General features: G+C 69.7%; 17 protein-coding genes. 8 read left to right on the top strand and 9 right to left on the bottom strand.

Translation table 11 applies throughout. From position 1 onward, the window contains the following. The first annotated feature begins 17 nt into the window (after positions 1-17). Positions 18-665, top strand: coding sequence for a metal ABC transporter ATP-binding protein (locus tag EHF32_RS11750; RefSeq protein WP_137418355.1), 648 nt, complete (start codon positions 18-20; stop codon positions 663-665). 249 nt (positions 666-914) lie between these two features. Here the strand turns inward: EHF32_RS11750 and EHF32_RS11740 are convergent, their stop codons facing one another. The 6 genes from EHF32_RS11740 to purS all read right to left on the bottom strand — a co-directional run bounded on the left by EHF32_RS11740 (position 915) and on the right by purS (position 5,503). Next, the gene (locus EHF32_RS11740) at positions 915-1,508 is read right to left on the bottom strand and encodes a response regulator transcription factor (protein ID WP_137419224.1); all 594 of its coding nucleotides are present in this window, start codon (positions 1,506-1,508) and stop codon (positions 915-917) included. A gap of 17 nt (positions 1,509-1,525) precedes the next feature. Further along, positions 1,526-2,617, bottom strand: a complete 1,092-nt coding sequence (locus EHF32_RS11735; protein WP_238343696.1) for a sensor histidine kinase — start codon at positions 2,615-2,617, stop codon at positions 1,526-1,528. Positions 2,618-2,626: 9 nt separating this feature from the next. Next, on the bottom strand, positions 2,627-3,388 hold the full coding sequence (locus EHF32_RS11730; RefSeq protein ID WP_137418354.1) for an ABC transporter permease: 762 nt from the start codon (positions 3,386-3,388) through the stop codon (positions 2,627-2,629). Continuing rightward, a complete protein-coding gene (locus EHF32_RS11725) occupies positions 3,385-4,338 on the bottom strand; it encodes an ABC transporter ATP-binding protein (protein WP_137418353.1) in 954 nt (317 codons plus the stop codon). Before EHF32_RS11725 ends, EHF32_RS11730 begins: the two co-directional genes overlap by 4 nt. Positions 4,339-4,550: 212 nt before the next feature. Continuing rightward, complete coding sequence (gene purQ / locus EHF32_RS11720; RefSeq protein ID WP_137418352.1) at positions 4,551-5,258, bottom strand: phosphoribosylformylglycinamidine synthase subunit PurQ; 708 nt, start codon at positions 5,256-5,258, stop codon at positions 4,551-4,553. Next, positions 5,255-5,503, bottom strand: a complete 249-nt coding sequence (gene purS / locus EHF32_RS11715) for a phosphoribosylformylglycinamidine synthase subunit PurS (RefSeq protein ID WP_137418351.1) — start codon at positions 5,501-5,503, stop codon at positions 5,255-5,257. The genes purQ and purS overlap by 4 nt, the downstream gene beginning before the upstream one ends. Positions 5,504-5,728: 225 nt before the next feature. On the opposite strand from purS, the gene EHF32_RS11710 reads away from it, so the two are divergent. The 5 genes from EHF32_RS11710 (at position 5,729) to EHF32_RS11690 (ending at position 11,558) form a co-directional block, all read left to right on the top strand. Further along, positions 5,729-7,000 carry an ABC transporter substrate-binding protein gene (locus EHF32_RS11710; RefSeq protein ID WP_137418350.1) on the top strand — a complete coding sequence of 424 codons (1,272 nt, stop codon included), beginning with the start codon at positions 5,729-5,731 and terminating at the stop codon, positions 6,998-7,000. Between the two features lie 72 nt (positions 7,001-7,072). Continuing rightward, entirely contained in the window at positions 7,073-8,128 is a 1,056-nt protein-coding gene (locus tag EHF32_RS11705) for a carbohydrate ABC transporter permease (RefSeq protein WP_137418349.1), read from the top strand. Further along, complete coding sequence (locus EHF32_RS11700; protein ID WP_137418348.1) at positions 8,125-9,036, top strand: carbohydrate ABC transporter permease; 912 nt, start codon at positions 8,125-8,127, stop codon at positions 9,034-9,036. The genes EHF32_RS11705 and EHF32_RS11700 overlap by 4 nt, the downstream gene beginning before the upstream one ends. A 28-nt stretch (positions 9,037-9,064) precedes the next feature. Next, positions 9,065-10,537 carry a glycoside hydrolase family 1 protein gene (locus tag EHF32_RS11695; protein WP_137418347.1) on the top strand — a complete coding sequence of 491 codons (1,473 nt, stop codon included), beginning with the start codon at positions 9,065-9,067 and terminating at the stop codon, positions 10,535-10,537. A 7-nt stretch (positions 10,538-10,544) separates the two neighbouring features. Next, positions 10,545-11,558: a LacI family DNA-binding transcriptional regulator gene (locus EHF32_RS11690; protein WP_137418346.1), complete on the top strand. Its 1,014-nt coding sequence runs from the start codon at positions 10,545-10,547 to the stop codon at positions 11,556-11,558. Between the two features lie 71 nt (positions 11,559-11,629). Here the strand turns inward: EHF32_RS11690 and EHF32_RS11685 are convergent, their stop codons facing one another. The 3 genes from EHF32_RS11685 to EHF32_RS16190 form a co-directional block, all read right to left on the bottom strand. After that, positions 11,630-12,949, bottom strand: coding sequence for a uracil-xanthine permease family protein (locus EHF32_RS11685; RefSeq protein ID WP_137418345.1), 1,320 nt, complete (start codon positions 12,947-12,949; stop codon positions 11,630-11,632). 166 nt (positions 12,950-13,115) lie between these two features. After that, positions 13,116-14,048, bottom strand: a complete 933-nt coding sequence (locus EHF32_RS11680; protein WP_238343695.1) for a phosphoribosylaminoimidazolesuccinocarboxamide synthase — start codon at positions 14,046-14,048, stop codon at positions 13,116-13,118. Between the two features lie 44 nt (positions 14,049-14,092). Beyond that, the gene (locus tag EHF32_RS16190; RefSeq protein ID WP_272949044.1) at positions 14,093-14,215 is read right to left on the bottom strand and encodes a hypothetical protein; all 123 of its coding nucleotides are present in this window, start codon (positions 14,213-14,215) and stop codon (positions 14,093-14,095) included. 59 nt (positions 14,216-14,274) lie between these two features. Here EHF32_RS16190 and EHF32_RS11675 point away from each other — a divergent pair, with 59 nt between their 5' ends. Together EHF32_RS11675 and EHF32_RS11670 are read left to right on the top strand one after the other, a co-directional pair. Further along, complete coding sequence (locus EHF32_RS11675; RefSeq protein ID WP_137418343.1) at positions 14,275-14,892, top strand: PadR family transcriptional regulator; 618 nt, start codon at positions 14,275-14,277, stop codon at positions 14,890-14,892. Beyond that, positions 14,889-16,358 carry a DHA2 family efflux MFS transporter permease subunit gene (locus tag EHF32_RS11670; RefSeq protein WP_137418342.1) on the top strand — a complete coding sequence of 490 codons (1,470 nt, stop codon included), beginning with the start codon at positions 14,889-14,891 and terminating at the stop codon, positions 16,356-16,358. The genes EHF32_RS11675 and EHF32_RS11670 overlap by 4 nt, the downstream gene beginning before the upstream one ends. Positions 16,359-16,435: the final 77 nt, after the last annotated feature.

The following is a 16,435-nucleotide window of genomic DNA, read 5'->3' as shown; positions in this document are numbered from 1 at the left end:
TTGGCTAAGCTGGTCGGATGTTCCTCTCCGATCCGCCGCCGGCTCCCGCATCGACCCCACTGTGCGCGACGGGGCTGCGCGTCGACGCGGGGGGTCGGACGTTGCTGCATCCGCTCGATCTGCGCCTCGATCCCGGCGTGTTGACGGTCATCGCGGGGCCGAACGGCGCGGGCAAGACCACGCTCCTCGAGGCGCTCGCCGGGGTGCGGCCCGGCCGGAGCGGCGTCGTCGACGGCGCCGGACGGATCGCCTTCGTGCCCCAGCATTCGGCCATCGCCGAGGGGCTGCCGCTCACGGTGGTGCAGCTCGTGCGGATCGGGGCCTGGCGGAGCCGGCTCCCGCTGCCCTCACGCGCGGAGCGGACGGATGCGGCGGAGGCGATGGTCGCGCTGGAGATCACCGCTCTCGCGTCCCGGCCCGTGGCGATGCTCTCCGGCGGTCAGCGACAGCGAGCTCTGCTCGCCCAGGCGCTCGCCCGCCGCGCCGACGTGCTGCTGCTCGACGAGCCGACGACGGGGCTGGATGCGGCCAGCAGCTCCCGCATCCTCGCCGCCGTCGAGCGGGAGCGAGGCCGCGGTGCCGTCGTCGTGTGCGTGAGCCACGACCCGGTGCTCATCGCTGCGGCCGGGCGCGTGCTCCGCCTGGACGGCGGTCGCCTCGTGTGACTGACCCGGCCGCGGTGCCCGCGCCGGCGCGCCCCTGCCCCGGTGCGCCCCCGCCCCGTGCCCGCGCGGGTGCGCCCCTGCCCCGGTGCCCGCCCCGGTGCGCCCCGCCCCGGTGCGCCCCGCCCCGGTGGGCGGGCCCCGCCCCGGTGGGCCCCGCCCCCCTTGTTCGCCTGTCACAGATCGACGCGTTCCGCGCGATCTGTGACAGGCGAACGCCCGGGGACGGACGTCCGCGCTGACGGCGAAGGGCTAGATCCAGCCCTTCTCGCGGGCGACCTGCGCCGCCTGCGAGCGATTCTCGGTGCCCGTCTTGCCGATCGCCGACGAGAGGTGATTGCGCACGGTGCCCGCCGAGAGGAACATCTCTGCGGCGATCTGCGCGACCGCCCGCCCGTCCGCCGACAGGCGCAGCGCCTGCTGCTCGCGCTCGGTCAGCGGGCTCTGCCCCTCGAACAGTGACGCCTCGGCGAGCTCGGGATCGACCACACGGAGCCCCGCGTGCACGCGCCGCACCGCCTCGGCGAGGCGATCCGCCGGCGCATCCTTCACGATGAAGCCGCTGGCTCCCGCATCCAGAGCCTGACGGAGGTAGCCGGGCCGGGCGAACGTCGTGACGACGAGCATGCGGGTCGTCGGACTCGCCTCTCGCACCTGACGCGTGGCCGTGATGCCGTCCACCCCGGGCATCTGGATGTCCATGAGGCAGACGTCTGGTGTGGTTTCGGCGGCGAGGGATGCGGCCTGCGCGCCGTCTGCGGCCTCGGCCACCACGACGAGGTCGCCCTCCAGCTCGAGCAGGGCCCCCATCGCGCCGCGCACGAGCGCCTGGTCGTCGACGAGCATCAGTCTGATCGGTGCGGTCACCACGTCATGCTCACTCTCGTTCCACCGCTGGGTGCCGGAGCCACCTCCAGGACGGCGCCGGCCGCGGCCGCCCGTTCCTGCATGCCGCGGATGCCGTTGCCCGGGCGCTGGCGCACCCCCTCGCCGTCGTCGTCGACCGTCACGACGCCCGGTGCCACCGAGATGCGCACCGTGCGGGCGTGCGCGTGGCGCAGGATGTTGGTCGTCGCCTCCCGCACGATCCACCCCGCCGGCAGTGACTGCGCGGGCGAGAGGGATGCGGCGTCGCCGCTGACCTCGACGGCCATCCCCGCCGACTCGAGCGCTGCACGGCTGGCGACGAGCTGCTCGGCGAAGGCCTGCCCGCGGATGCCGGTCACGGTGCTGCGCACGCCCGTGATCGCCTCGCCGGTGAGCCGCACGATGTCGGCGAGCTCGGCCTTCGCGCGATCGGGGTCGCGGTCGACGAGGCGCTCGGCGAGCTCGGCCTTGAGCTTCACCGCTGTCAGCGTGTGACCGAGCAGGTCGTGCACGTCGCGGGCGATCGCCGTGCGCTCGTCGCTGGCCGCGAGCTCCAGACGGATCCGGTCCGTGTCGACCGAGCGGCCGATGAGCCAGCTGGTCACGGTGTTGATGACGGCGATCATGATGACCACCGACAGGATCTGGATGTTGTCCTCGATCGATCCCGTGGCGACGATCACGATGACGACGAGCCCGATGCCCGCGGCCGTGGTCGCCCAGTGCCACGCGCGCCGCAGGCCATAGCTCGCGTACGACATCACGAACGGCACGAAGCTCAGAGCGCCGTCGCCGATCGCCGGCACCGTGGCCGCGGCGCAGGCGATCTGCACCCAGAAGAGCGTCTTCACGAGCGGGGTGGGCGTTCCCCAGGCCGACCGCATCCCGGAGACGAAACCGACCACGTAGGCCACGGCGAACCCCGCCAGCGCAGCCCATCCGAGCGCGAGCAACCCCAGGGGCGCCGGCGACGAGAGCAGCGAGAGGATCGGGAAGACGAGGAAGACCATCCACACGATGGCCATGACCCAACCCCAGCGCTGCCACGGATCCTGTGGCACGCGCGCGGGTGCGGAGGGGGTCGTCACCGCTCGAGCCTAACGACGACGCCGCGAGCGCACGACGCCGAAGCGCACCAGCAGAGCGAACAGCGCGCCCCAGACGAGCACGTTGAGAACGACGGCCCAGAGCGGATCGGATCCTCCGGCGACCAGCGCGCCGCCCGTGGCCGGCCAGCGCACGAGGGCTGCGTATCCGTACATCGGCGTCCACTTGGCGATGTCGAGCATGACGCCGCTCAGGGGGACGAACACGTTGCCGAAGAAGCCGAAGAACGTGATCGAGATCGAGGCGAGGGCGGCGGCCGAGTCCGAGTTGAACGCGAGTCCGACACCCAGGCCGAACAGGCCGTAGACCAGGCCGAGCACGAGCGTGAGGGCCGCCGATGCGAACCAGCGCCACACGTCGTCGGCGGCGGCACCCGTGACATACCCGGCGATGTAGACGATCAGCACCGACAGCGCGGCGAACGACATCGCCGACAGCACCTTCGTCAGGGCGTATCCCGCGGTCGAGAGCGGCGTGAGGGCGAGCTGGCGTCCCCACCCCTGACCGACCTCGGATGCGGCGAGCGAGCACAGCGAGCTCATCGCGGTCGCGGTGCCGTACGCACCCATCGAGACCATGACGTAGAACGAGGCGTTCGCGTGACCGACGCTCTGCGAGGCGTAGTCCATGCTGGCCCCGAAGAGCAGGTACATCGCGAACGGCATGGCCAGCGTGAAGGCCAGCGTGTAGGGGTTCCGCAGTTGACGCAGACCCTCGATGCGGTACATCGCGGGCGAGACGAGCGTGCTCATGAGGGCTCCTCGGTGAGTCGGGTGAAGGCGGATTCGAGGGTCGGGGCGGTGATCTCGAGGTCGCTCGCGCCCGCGGCGAGCAGACGCGCGGCGAGAGCATCGGATGCGGCGGTGCGCACCGTGAGCCGCGACGCGTCCACCGACACCTCCGCGGCGGACTCGTCGCCCACCAGCTCTGCGGCGAAGGCCGTGGCCAGTGCCTCGTCGGCGAGCGTCGCCGAGACGAGGCGGCCTCCGAGGGAGGCGCGCAGGTGCGCGGTGGCGGCGTCGGCGACGATGCGGCCCTTGGCCATCACGACGGTGCGCCGGGCGAACTGCTCGGCCTCCTCGAGGTAGTGGGTGGCGAAGACGATCGTGCGTCCCGCATCCGCGTCGGCGCGCATCGCCTGCCAGAACCGGCGGCGAGCCATGACATCCATGCCCGCGGTGGGCTCGTCGAGCACCAGCACGTCGGGGTCGGGCAGGAGTGCGAGCGCGAACTTCACGCGCTGCTTCTCGCCGCCGGAGCACTTGCCCACCCTGCGACGGGCGATCTCGGTGAGATCGGCGCGCTCCATCACCTCGGCGACGCGGGAGCCCGCACCGTACAGGTCCGCGATGACGGTGACCGTCTCCCGCACGGTGAGATCCGACAGCAGGCCGCCGGTCTGCAGCACCGCGGCGAGCCGGCCGGCCGCCACCGCGCGGTGCGGATGCGCTCCGAACACGAGTGCGCTGCCCTCATCCGGCTCGGCGAGTCCGAGCAGCACGTCGATCGTCGTGGTCTTGCCCGCCCCGTTCGGGCCGAGCAGCGCCACGATCTCGCCGCGTTCGATGCGCAGGTCGATGCCATCGACGGCCGTGAAGCGCTGACCGGCGCGGCCGAAGCGGCGCACGATTCCGCGCAACTCGACGGCGGCCGCATCCGAGGCGAGGGGGGTGGCGGGTATCTGCACGCGCGGTTCGCTCATGCCTTCAGCCAATCGTGCGGCATCCCTCCGCGCCGGAGGCTTCTGTCACGACTCGGGCATGACACGTGTCATGCCCGATCGGCCGCAAGCCGGTTCTCGCCCGGTCGGCGCCGCTTTCACCCCCACGCTCGCCTGTCACAGATCGACCCGCGGGGCTCGATCTGTGACAGGCGAGCAGGGAAGGGAAGGGAAGGGGCGGAACCGCGGCCCGGTCAGGCGGCGGCGGAGACCACGGCCTGGATGGCCGAGCTGAAGAAGCCGAGGCCGTCGACGCCGGAGCGCATGGCGGCGGAGGTGTCTGGGCCGAAGCCCGGCTCGACCGCATGCTCGGGATGCGGCATGAGCCCCACGACGTTGCCGCGCTCGTTGGTGAGTCCGGCGATGTCGTCGAGCGAGCCGTTGGGGTTCACACCGACGTAGCGGAACGCCACGAGGCCTTCGCCCTCGACGCGCGCGAGCGTCTCGGCGTCGGCGATGTAGCCGCCGTCGGCGTTCTTCAAGGGGATGACGATCTCCTGGCCTGCGCTGAAGTCGCTCGTCCAGGCGGTGTCGGCGTTCTCGACGCGCAGACGCTGGTCGCGACGCACGAACTGCTGGTGCGCGTTGCGGATCAGCCCGCCCGGGAGCAGATGTGCCTCGACGAGCATCTGGAAGCCGTTGCAGATACCGAGGATAGGCATGCCGGCGGCGGCGGCATCCTTCACCTCGGACATGATCGGCGCGAGGGCCGCGATCGCGCCCGCTCGGAGGTAGTCGCCGTAGCTGAAGCCGCCGGGCAGAACCAGCGCATCGACGTCCCGCAGATCGTGGTCACCGTGCCAGAGTGCGACGGGCTCGGCGCCGGCGACGCGGATGGCACGCTGCGCGTCGCGGTCGTCGAGCGAACCGGGGAAGGTGATGACCCCGATGCGTACGCTCATTCGACGACCTCGATGCCCACCACGTCCTCGATGACCGCGTTGGAGAGCACGTCGTCGGCGATCTCGCGCACCTTCTCGAGCAGCGCGTCATCGACGGTGCCCTCGACGGTCAGCTCGAACCGCTTCCCGATCCGGACGGAGCCGAAGTCCTCGACGCCGAGGCGGTGGAGGGCGTTCTGGACCGCCTTGCCCTGCGGGTCGAGCAGTTCGGCCTTGGGCATGACATCGACGACGATCGTGGGCATAACGGCTCCGAGGGTGCGCGGGAGATGGTCTGCTCCCAGTCTAGAGGCGGGCGGGAGGACCGCGGTGCCGCCGCGTTATCGAACCGTTACTCGAACGCTGGGAGCGCTCTCTTGACCTCTCGGGAGCGCTCCCATACTGTGAGTCGCGTCCGATGAGAGCGCTCCCAGTCCTGGGGACGGCGGAGAGCTTTCTGGCACCGAACCGCATCCACAAAGGAGTGTCCCGTGAAATCACGCGCCCTGCGACCGCTCGGCCTCGCCGCCGGCATCGCAACCGCAGCCATCGTCCTCGCCGGTTGTTCGACCGGTGGCGGCGAGCAGTCCGACCCGAACGCGCCGGTCACGCTGACCATCGCCACCTTCAACGACTTCGGCTACACCGATGCACTCCTGCAGGAGTACATGGACGAGAACCCGAACGTGAAGATCGTTCACAACAAGGCCGCGACGTCCAACGACGCCCGTGCCAACTACTTCCAGAAGCTCGGTAAGACCGGCCTCGCCGACATCGAGGCGATCGAGGTCGACTGGCTTCCCGAGGTCATGCAGTACTCCGACATGCTCGCCCCGGTCCCCACCGACCTGACCGACCGCTGGCTCGACTGGAAGGTCAAGGCGGCCACCGACGCCGACGGCAACCTCATCGGCTACGGCACCGACATCGGCCCCGAGGCCGTGTGCTACCGCTCCGACCTGTTCCAGGCCGCCGGTCTTCCGACCGACCGCGCCGAGGTCGGCAAGCTCTTCGACGGCGACTGGGCCAACTACTTCAAGGTCGGCGACCAGTACGTCGCGGCGACCGGCAAGGCCTTCTTCGACTCGGCCGGCGGCACCTACCAGGGCATGATCAACCAGGTCGAGGCGGCCTACGAGAACCCCTCGGACGGCAAGATCACCGCCACGACCAACTCCGAGGTCAAGGACATCTACGACCAGGTCACCAAGGCCAGCGCGACGCAGTCGGCGCACTTCAGCCAGTGGTCCGACGACTGGTTCGCCGGTCTCAGCAACGGCGACTTCGCCACGATGCTCTGCCCCGGCTGGATGCTCGGTGTCATCTCCGGCAACGCGAAGGACGTCACCGGCTGGGACGTCGCGCCGATGTTCCCCAGCGGCGGCGGCAACTGGGGTGGTTCGTACCTGACCATCCCCGCCAACGGCAAGAACGTCGCGGCCGCGCAGAAGCTGGCCGACTGGCTGACGGACGCGAAGACCCAGGTCAAGGCGTTCGAAAACGCCGGCACCTTCCCGAGCCAGAACGACGCGCTCACCGACGCCACGCTGCTGGACTCGACCAACGAGTACTTCAACAACGCTCCGGTCGGCCAGATCTTCTCCGAGCGGGCCAAGGCCGTGACGGTCACCCCCTTCAAGGGCGAGTTCTACTTCCAGGTCAACGACGCGATGCAGAAGGCGCTCACGCGCGTCGAGGACGGCACGCAGGACGCGAAGGCTTCGTGGGACCAGTGGGTCTCTGAGGTCGAGGCCATCAAGTAATCCCGCAGTGAGACGGGCCCGCAGGGCCGACCCTGCGGGCCCGTCCCACGCTCAACGAAACGAAGGAACGACGTGAGCGCCTCGTCCACGACGGCCAGATCCCCCAAGCGCATCGGCTTCGGTGGCAAGAGCCTCAGCTCCTGGGACCTCAAGCTGTCCCCCTATCTGTACATCTCCCCCTTCTTCATCCTCTTCCTGATCGTCGGGCTCTTCCCGATCGCCTACACGGCGTACATCTCTTTCCAGGACTGGGATCTCGTGCGCGGCACGGGCACATTCGTCGGCTTCGACCAGTACGCGACGGTCATCAACGACCCGAAGTTCTGGACGGCGCTGCGCAACTCGTTCTCGATCTTCCTGCTCTCCACCGTCCCGCAGCTGATCCTCGCGATCTTCATCGCGGTGCTGTTGGACCAGAACATCCGTGCCAAGACCTTCTGGCGCATGGGCGTGCTGCTGCCCTATGTCATGGCCCCCGTCGCCGTGGCGCTCATCTTCTCCAACATGTTCGGCGACCAGTACGGTCTCGTGAACTCGATCCTGACCGACCTCGGCATCCCGGCCATCAAATGGCACTCGGATGCGTTCGCCAGCCACATCGCGATCGCGACGATGGTCAACTTCCGCTGGACCGGGTACAACACCCTCATCCTGCTGGCGGCCATGCAGGCCATCCCGCGCGACTTCTACGAGGCCGCGACGGTCGACGGCGCGGGCAAGGTCCGCCAGTTCTTCTCCATCACGCTGCCGAGCCTGAAGCCCACGCTGATCTTCGTCATCATCACCTCGACGATCGGCGGCCTGCAGATCTTCGACGAGCCGCGGATGTACGACCAGACCGGAACCGGCGGCGCCGACAACCAGTGGCTCACCATCACCCTGTGGCTCTACGACCTCGGTTGGGGCCAGTGGAACTTCGGCCGTGCCGCCGCCCTCGCGTGGATCCTGTTCCTCATCATCCTCGCGATCGGCGCGATCAACCTCTTCGTCACCCGCGGTCTCGTGCGTGACGAAGGCAAGAAGTCCGATATGAGTCGAGCCCAGATGCGCGCTGCCCGACGCGCCGCCAAGGAAGCGGTCGAAGCGTCCCGCACCGCCGCGCCCCAGAAGACGGAGGTCCTCCGATGACCACTCTGCAGAACCCGCCGGTCGTGGCCGAGGAAGCGCTGCTGGAGCCCGGCCGCAAGCCGGTGCGCAGGCGCCGCCCGGTGCGCGGGTCGCGTCCGGGCTGGTTCGTGTACGCCGCCCTCGGCGTCGTCCTGCTCAGCGCCGCGTTCCCCTTCTACTGGTCGCTGCTCATCGGTTCCGGCGACTCGTACACGATCCGCGACCCCAACATGTCGTGGATCCCCGGCGGCAACTTCATCGCGAACGCCGCGAAGGTCATCAACGATCCGGCCGTGAACTTCTGGCCGGCGCTGTGGAACTCGATCTTCAGCTCGGCGCTCATCGCCGCATCCGTCGTGTTCTTCTCGACGCTGGCCGGATGGGCCTTCGCGAAGCTGAAGTTCCGCGGCTCGAGCTGGCTGCTCGTGTTCGTCATCGCCACGATGGCCGTGCCGACCCAGCTCGGCGTCGTGCCGCTGTACCTCCTGTTCAGCGAGATCGGATGGACGGGTCAGATCGGCGCGATCATCATCCCGGCCCTGGTGAGCGCCTTCGGCGTGTTCTGGATGACGCAGTACATCCGCCAGGCCGTGCCGGACGAGCTGATCGAGGCGGCCCGCGTCGACGGGGCGAGCTCGTTCCGCACCTTCCTCACGGTGGGTGTGCCCGCCGCGCGTCCCGCGGCCGCGATGCTGGCGCTGTTCACGTTCGTGACGGCCTGGAACAACTTCTTCTGGCCGTTCATCGTGCTCGACCGGCAGAACCCGACCCTTCCGGTCGCGCTGTCGCTGCTGCAGTCCAACTACTTCGTCGACTACTCGATCGTCCTCGCGGGCGTGCTGCTGTCGACGATCCCGCTCCTGATCCTCTTCGTCTTCGCCGGCAAGCAGCTGGTGAGCGGAATCATGCAAGGCGCCGTCAAGGGCTGAGGCCCGGCGCGAGAAAGGTACATCGACAATGAGCGACGCTCTGCGCGCGTTCCCGCGGAACTTCCTGTTCGGAGCGGCCACCGCGGCCTTCCAGATCGAGGGCGCTGCCTTCGAGGACGGGCGGACCGCATCCATCTGGGACGCGTTCTGCCGCGAGCCCGGTGCCGTCATCAACGGCGACAACGGTGACGTCGCCTGCGACCACTATCACCGCTACGGCGAGGATGTGGCGCTGATGAAGGGTCTGGGGCTCGACACCTACCGGTTCTCCGTGTCGTGGTCGCGCGTGCGCCCGGACGCCGGCCCGCTCAACCAGAAGGGCCTGGACTTCTACAAGCGTCTGGTCGATGAGCTGCGCGACGCCGACATCCTGCCGTGGCTCACGCTTTACCACTGGGACATGCCGCAGGCGCTGCAGGAGCGCGGCGGCTGGGCGGTGCGCGAGTCCAGCGACCTGTTCACGGAGTACGCGCTGGACGTGTACGACGCGCTCGGCGACCGGGTCGACATCTGGACCACGCTGAACGAGCCGTGGTGCTCGTCGTTCCTCAGCTACACCGCCGGCATCCACGCCCCGGGCCATTACTCCATCGCAGAGGGGATGCTGGCCTCGCACCACCTGCTGCTCGGCCACGGGCAGGTCGTCCGGGAGCTCCGTGGACGCGACGCGGGCAAGAACCTCGGGATCACGCTGAACCTCACTGTCCCCGACCCGGTGGACCCGCAGAACGAGGGCGACCGGGATGCGGCGCGTCGCATCGACGGTCAGTTCAACCGCTGGTTCCTCGACCCGATCTTCCGGGGCTCCTACCCGGAGGACGTGGTCGACGACATCCGCGTCGTCGATGCCGCGGCGGTCGAGACGTGGCAGGCAGCCATCCGTCCCGGCGACCTCGAGCTCATCTCGCAGCCCATCGACAGTCTCGGGGTGAACTACTACCACGGCGAGTTCGTGGGAGCCCAGCCCGACCCGAACCCGCCGCTGCCCGGCGAGGCTCCCACCGATCGTCCGGGCCGCTCGCCGTTCCCGGCGGCGGAGGGCATCTACTGGCACGACCGCGGCCTGCCGCGCACCTCGATGAACTGGGAGGTGCAGCCGGAGGGACTGACCAGGCTGCTGCGCCGCGTCTCCGACGAGTACGCCGCCGCCGCGGGCACGGTTCTCTACGTCACCGAGAACGGTGCGGCCTACGACGACGAGCTCGTGGTCGAGGACGGCGTCGCGCGGGTGAAGGATGCGGAGCGCACCGAATTCCTGCGCGCGCACCTGTCCGCCGTGCTGGATGCGGCCGACGCGGGCGTCGACGTGCGCGGCTACTTCTACTGGTCGCTGCTGGACAACTTCGAGTGGGCCTGGGGCTACGAGAAGCGGTTCGGCATCGTCCACGTCGACTACGACACCCAGGTGCGTACGTTGAAGGACAGCGCTCTGGAGTATCGTCGGGTGATCGCCGCCCGTGCGATCGATAACGCGCCCGAGGGCGCCGTCCTGCAGAGGTAGAGATCTCGTGACCAGCGACCCTCGTCGTGCCACCGCCACCATCGAGGACGTCGCCGCGATGGCCGGGGTCTCCCGGTCCACGGTCTCCCGAGTCGTCAACGGCGCCACCGCAGTGAGTCCCGCTGCGGTGGCCGCCGTCGAACTCGCCATCAGCGAGCTGAACTACGTGCCCAACCGGGCCGCCCGCTCGCTGGCGAGCCGAGCGACGATGGCGATCGCGTTGATCGTGCCGGAAGACACCAACAGGTTCTTCGGCGACCCGTTCTTCGCGTCGATCGTGTCGGGCATCAACGCACGGCTCAGCAGGTCCGACTACGTCCTGAATCTCATCATCGCGAGCAACGATCCGCGGGATAAGACCGCGGCGTATCTGCGAAGCGGCGCCGTGGACGGCGCGATCGTCGTCTCGCACCACACGAGCGACACGTTCGTCGACCGGATCGCCGCGGCGGTCCCCGTGGTCTACGGCGGGCGGCCCGCCCACGGCCGCGATGGCGCGTACTTCGTCGACATCGACAACGTCGACGGCGGCCGCACGGCGACCCGGCACCTCGTCGAGGCGGGACGCACCCGCATCGGCACGATCTCGGGTCCGATCGACATGCCCGCGGGCATCGACCGTCTCACCGGCTACCGCGAGGTGCTGCAGGACGCGGGACTGCAGGTCGGCCCGATCGAGGACGGCGGCTTCACCTCGGCCGGCGGCTACACGGCGATGGAACGCATCCTCGCGTCCGGCGCCGAGATCGACGCCCTGTTCGTCGCGAGCGACCTCATGGCGCGTGGCGCGCTGGCGGCGCTCGAGCGTACGGGTCTCAGCGTGCCCGACGACATCGCCATCGTCGGCTTCGACGACTCGCCGGTCGCGACCGCGGTGACGCCCGCGTTGACCACCGTCCGCCAGCCCTCGCAGCAGCAGGGCGAGCAGATGGTCGACGTGCTGCTGGCGCTGCTCGCGGGGCAGAACCCCCCGCACGCCACGATCCTGTCGTCCGAGCTGATCCGGCGCGAGTCGGCCTGAGCCGCCGCATCCGCTTCACGCGGATGACGGGCGTCGCGAGGGGGACGGATCCCACCCGCGACGCCCGTGCCTCACTCGGGGTCGCCGCCCAGCGGACCGACCGCAGGGATCGGACCGCCGTCGTCGGCGCCCGTCTTGCGCCAGCGCGCGATGGCGTTGCCGAGGTGGTAGATCACCAGGGCCGCCGCGGTGGCCACCACGATCGCGCCGAGCTGGAAGTCGCCCCACGACATCGAGAACCCGGCGACCGCCATGACGAGGGCCACGGCGGCGGTGTACTGGTTCACGGGACGTGAGAAGTCCACGCGGTTGTCGACCCAGATCTTGATGCCGATGATGCCGATGAGGCCGTACAGCGCGGTCGTGACGCCGCCCAGCACGCCCGCGGGCACGGAGTTGATGACAGCGCCGATCTTGGGCGACATGCTCAGCAGGATCGCGACGATGCCGGCGACCCAGTACGCGGCGGTCGAGTACACGCGGGTCGCGGCCATCACGCCGATGTTCTCGCCGTAGGTCGTGGTGCCCGAGCCGCCGAAGAAGCCGGCGACGGTGGTGGCGGCGCCGTCGGCGATGAGGGCGCGACCGGTCGAGCGGTTGACGGACGCATCCGTCATCGTCGCGACACCGCGCACGTGGCCGACGTTCTCGGCCACCAGCACGAGCACGACCGGCAGGAACATCGCGATCGCGCTCCAGGTCCCGGCGCTCGCGAAGTCGGCGATGTGGAAGGTGGGCAGGCCGATCCAGGCCGCATCCGCCACGCTGCTGAAGTCGAGCTCACCGGCGATCGCGGCCGCGATGTAGCCGACGACGACGCCCAGGAAGATCGAGATCCGGCCGAGGAAGCCGCGGAAGAGCACGCTGAAGAGGATGACGGCCGCGAGGGTGATCGAGGCGATCACGGGCGCCTGCTGGAAGTTTTCCCACGCGGCGGGGGCCAGGTTGAAGCCGATCAGCGCGACGATGGCGCCGGCGACGACGGGGGGCATGAGCTTGTCGACCCAGCCGAGGCCGGCGAGCTGCACGACGACGCCGATGACGGCGAGCAGCACACCCACCGCGACGATGCCCGCAAGGGCGGAACCCATGCCGGCGGATGCGGTCGCCGCCGTCACGGGCGCGATGAAGGCGAACGAGGAGCCCAGGTAGCTCGGGAGCTTGTTCTTCGTGACCAGGAGGAACAGCAGCGTGCCGACGCCGGAGAACAGCAGCGTCGTGGCGACCGGGAATCCCGTCAGGATCGGCACGAGGAAGGTGGCGCCGAACATGGCGATCACGTGCTGAGCGCCGATCGCGATCGTCGCGGGCCAATTCAGGCGCTCGTCGGGGGCGACGACGTCGCCCGGGGCGACGGTGCGTCCGTTTCCGTGGATCTTCCACAGGGGCATGGGTGGTCCTTTCGGGGGTGTTCATCCCGCGAGACTGCATCTCCCGCACGAGATCACGGGTAATACCCGTGATCTCGTGGCCAAAGTGCAGTCTCGCGGAAAGTCTGGCGTGCCCAGAGGCGCGGCGGTAGTGTCCTCCGGCCCGCCCGGCGACGCGGATGCGGGGTCAGACGGCGGTGAGGCGGCGCAGCAGCTCGGCGTAGCGGGCGGAGGTCTGCGCCGCGATCTCGTCGGGCAGCCGCGGCGGCTCGCCCTCGCGGGGAACCCACGCGGCGGCGAGCCAGTTGCGCACGATCTGCTTGTCGAAGCTCGCCATCCGCTCGGCGGGCGTCGTGCCGGTGCGCCACGCCTGCGCGTCCCAGTACCGGGACGAGTCGGGGGTCAGCACCTCGTCCGCGAGGGTGAGCAGGCCCTGGTCGTCGAGACCGAACTCGAACTTCGTGTCGGCGAGGATGAGTCCGCGCTCCTCGGCGGTGGCCGCAGCGCGCGCGTAGATCTCCAGCGAGAGCTCGCGCAGGCGCTCGGCCATCTCGCCTCCCACGATCTCGGCGGTGCGCTCGAACGAGATGTTCTCGTCGTGCTCGCCCATCGGCGCCTTGTAGGCCGGGGTGAAGATCGGCTCCGGTAGGCGGTCGCCGTCGTTCAGCCCCGCAGCGATCGGGATGCCGCACACCGTTCCCGTGCTCTGGTACTCGAGCCAGCCGGAGCCGGTGAGATAGCCGCGCACGACGCACTCGATGGGCTGCATCTCGAGCGCGCGCACGACCATGGCGCGGCCGGCGACCGCATCCGGGATCAGCTCGTGCGCCGTGTCGTCGGCGCCGAGGACGTGGTCCGCGACGAGGTGGTTCGGGATGCGGCGACCGCCGTCGCCGCCCGCGAGGCGGTCGAACCACCAGAGGCTCAGGGTCGTCAGCAGCACGCCCTTGTCGGGGATGCCCGGCTCGAGCACGTGGTCGAAGGAGCTCACGCGGTCGCTCGCGACGACGAGCATGCGCTCGCCGGAAGCGCCTTCGGGGGTGTCGTCGGGAACGTAGAGGTCCCGGACCTTCCCGGAGTACACATGCCGCCAGCCGTCGAGGAGCACAGGGTCGTTCACCCGCCCATTATCCCGTGCGGGCGCCGCTCGGCCCGTCGCGGTGGTCAGGGCGTGATCTCGTCGAGGAAGGCGTACGCGTCGCGCACGATCTCGGGCAGCGACTCGACGATCGGATCGAAGATCTCGTGGCCGCGTCGGCGGGCGGCTTCGCGCTGCGGATCCGGCATGCCGGCAGAGTACGCCGCGGGTGTATAGTCCATGTGGACTAATCGACCTGGAGTATCGGATGACGACTCGGATCACCCCGTTGGGGATCATGGTGCTCGCGCTGCTGCGCGAAGACCCCATGCATCCGTACGAGATGCTGCGGCTCATGCGGCTGCGGCACGACGACCGCATCCTGAACGTCACCGGCGGCACGGTCTATCACACGGTCGCCCGCCTGGAGAAGGCGGGACTCATCGCCGAGGCGGGCACCGAGCGCGAGGGGAATCGTCCCGAGCGCACGACCTACGCGCTGACGGATGCCGGGCTGGCGTCGCTGGACGAGTGGATCCGCACCGAGCTCGTGCGCATCGACCGCCCCGTCGAGTTTCGCGTCGCGCTCGCCGAGGCCCACAACCTCGACCGCGACGACGCCGCGGCGCTGCTCGCCTTACGGCGCGCCGCACTGACGGAGCAGATCGCCGACATCGCCGCGGGGCTGAACAAGGCCCGCCCGGGAGGAGTCTCCGAGCAGTACCTCATCGAGGTCGATCGCTCCCACGCTCTCGCCGAGGCCGACCTGGCCTGGCTCGATGCTCTCCTCGGGCGCCTCGGCGACCCGAGCTTCGCCTGGGGGCCGGACGCGCACGACCGCACCAGCGACCGGTACCTCACTCAGAGAAAGGCTGCTCGCGAATGAGCGCTCCCACCACCGCCACCACACCCACCCGCAGTCCCTGGCCCGCCCTGTGGGCCCTCGTCATCGGGTTCTTCATGATCCTGGTCGACACCACGATCGTCTCGGTCGCCAACCCGGCGATCAAGGCCGCGCTGGATCCGAGTACGAACAACCTCGACAACGTCGTGTGGGTGACCAGCGCCTACCTGCTCGCCTACGCCGTGCCGCTGCTGATCACGGGCCGCCTCGGTGACCGGTTCGGCCCCAAGAACATCTACCTCATCGGCCTCGCGCTGTTCACCCTCGCCTCGCTCGGATGCGGGCTCTCCTCCAGTCTCGGCATGCTCGTCGCCATGCGCGCCGTGCAGGGCATCGGCGCCGCGCTCGTCACGCCGCAGACGATGGCCGTGATCACGCGCACCTTCCCGCCCGCGCAGCGCGGTGCCGCCATGGGCCTGTGGGGCGCGACCGCCGGTGTCGCGATGCTCGTCGGTCCTCTCGCCGGCGGACTGCTCGTGGACGGTCTCGGCTGGGAGTGGATCTTCTTCATCAACGTGCCGGTCGGCATCATCGGACTGGTCCTGGCCTGGATCCTGGTGCCGCAGCTCGAGACGCACCGTCATCGCTTCGACATGGTCGGGGTCTTCCTCTCCGCCCTGGCGCTGTTCCTCATCGTCTTCGGTCTTCAGGAGGGTGAGCACTTCGACTGGGCGCCGTGGGTCTGGCTCATGATCGCCGCGGGTGTGCTGGTTCTCGCTGTGTTCATCTGGACCCAGGCGCGCACCCGCAGCGAGCCGCTCGTTCCGCTGGACCTGTTCCGCGAGCGCAACTTCTCCGCCGCGAACGTCGGAATCGCCGCCGTGGGCTTCGCGGTGACGGCCATGTCGCTGCCGTTCATGTTCGCGTTGCAGCTGGCGCGCGGACTCACGCCCACCGAGGCCGCGCTGCTGATGATCCCCATGGCCGTGCTCTCGGGAGTGCTCGCGCCTCTGGCCGGTCGCCTGCTCGACCGCGTGGATCCGCGCGTCATCCTCGTGCCCGGACTCATCCTCGTGGGCGGGTCGCTCGTGTTCAACGCGGTCCTCATCGCCGACCCGGCGACCCCGATCCTGATGTTCCTGCTCCCCTCCGCCCTGCAGGGAATCGGCAACGCCGGGATGTGGGGACCGCTGGCCACCACCGCGACCCGCGGGCTCCCGCCGCGGCAGGCCGGCGCGGGCGCGGGCATCTACAACACGACGCGCGTCGTCGGTTCGGTCATCGGGTCGGCCGCGATCGCGGCGGTCATGCAGGCCCGGCTCGAGGCGAACCTCCCGGGTGCGGCGGACGCCACCTCCGGTTTCGGCACCGGCACCCTTCCCGAGCCCGTGATCGCGGGGTTCTCCACCGCGATGGCGCAGGCCACGCTGCTTCCCGCGGGCATCGTCCTCGTGGGGCTCGTGGCCGTGCTCTTCATGCGGCGCCCGAAGGAGCTGGTGCGCCGCTGAGTGCAGGTCCGGACTCCTGCAGAACGGACCGGTCCGCGGCTTCCGCGGCTCGAAGGGGCGATTCTGCAGGAGTTCGG

Source organism: Microbacterium sp. RG1 (assembly GCF_005347485.1).
GTDB lineage: Bacteria > Actinomycetota > Actinomycetes > Actinomycetales > Microbacteriaceae > Microbacterium > Microbacterium binotii_A.
Note: the sequence above shows the minus strand (reverse complement) of the source record. Positions and strands in the feature narration are given on the sequence as shown.

Excerpts from the sequence above, each read along its gene's own strand:
- EHF32_RS11670 (WP_137418342.1), top strand. The coding sequence starts at position 14,889 with ATGAGCGCTCCCACCACCGCCACCACACCCACCCGCAGTCCCTGGCCC.
- EHF32_RS11700 (WP_137418348.1), top strand. The coding sequence starts at position 8,125 with ATGACCACTCTGCAGAACCCGCCGGTCGTGGCCGAGGAAGCGCTGCTG.
- purS (WP_137418351.1), bottom strand. The coding sequence starts at position 5,503 with ATGCCCACGATCGTCGTCGATGTCATGCCCAAGGCCGAACTGCTCGAC.
- EHF32_RS11675 (WP_137418343.1), top strand. The coding sequence starts at position 14,275 with ATGACGACTCGGATCACCCCGTTGGGGATCATGGTGCTCGCGCTGCTG.
- EHF32_RS11740 (WP_137419224.1), bottom strand. The coding sequence starts at position 1,508 with ATGCTCGTCGACGACCAGGCGCTCGTGCGCGGCGCGATGGGGGCCCTG.
- EHF32_RS16190 (WP_272949044.1), bottom strand. The coding sequence starts at position 14,215 with ATGCCGGATCCGCAGCGCGAAGCCGCCCGCCGACGCGGCCACGAGATC.
- EHF32_RS11685 (WP_137418345.1), bottom strand. The coding sequence starts at position 12,949 with ATGCCCCTGTGGAAGATCCACGGAAACGGACGCACCGTCGCCCCGGGC.
- EHF32_RS11725 (WP_137418353.1), bottom strand. The coding sequence starts at position 4,338 with ATGAGCGAACCGCGCGTGCAGATACCCGCCACCCCCCTCGCCTCGGAT.
- purQ (WP_137418352.1), bottom strand. The coding sequence starts at position 5,258 with ATGAGCGTACGCATCGGGGTCATCACCTTCCCCGGTTCGCTCGACGAC.
- EHF32_RS11750 (WP_137418355.1), top strand. The coding sequence starts at position 18 with ATGTTCCTCTCCGATCCGCCGCCGGCTCCCGCATCGACCCCACTGTGC.
- EHF32_RS11695 (WP_137418347.1), top strand. The coding sequence starts at position 9,065 with ATGAGCGACGCTCTGCGCGCGTTCCCGCGGAACTTCCTGTTCGGAGCG.
- EHF32_RS11730 (WP_137418354.1), bottom strand. The coding sequence starts at position 3,388 with ATGAGCACGCTCGTCTCGCCCGCGATGTACCGCATCGAGGGTCTGCGT.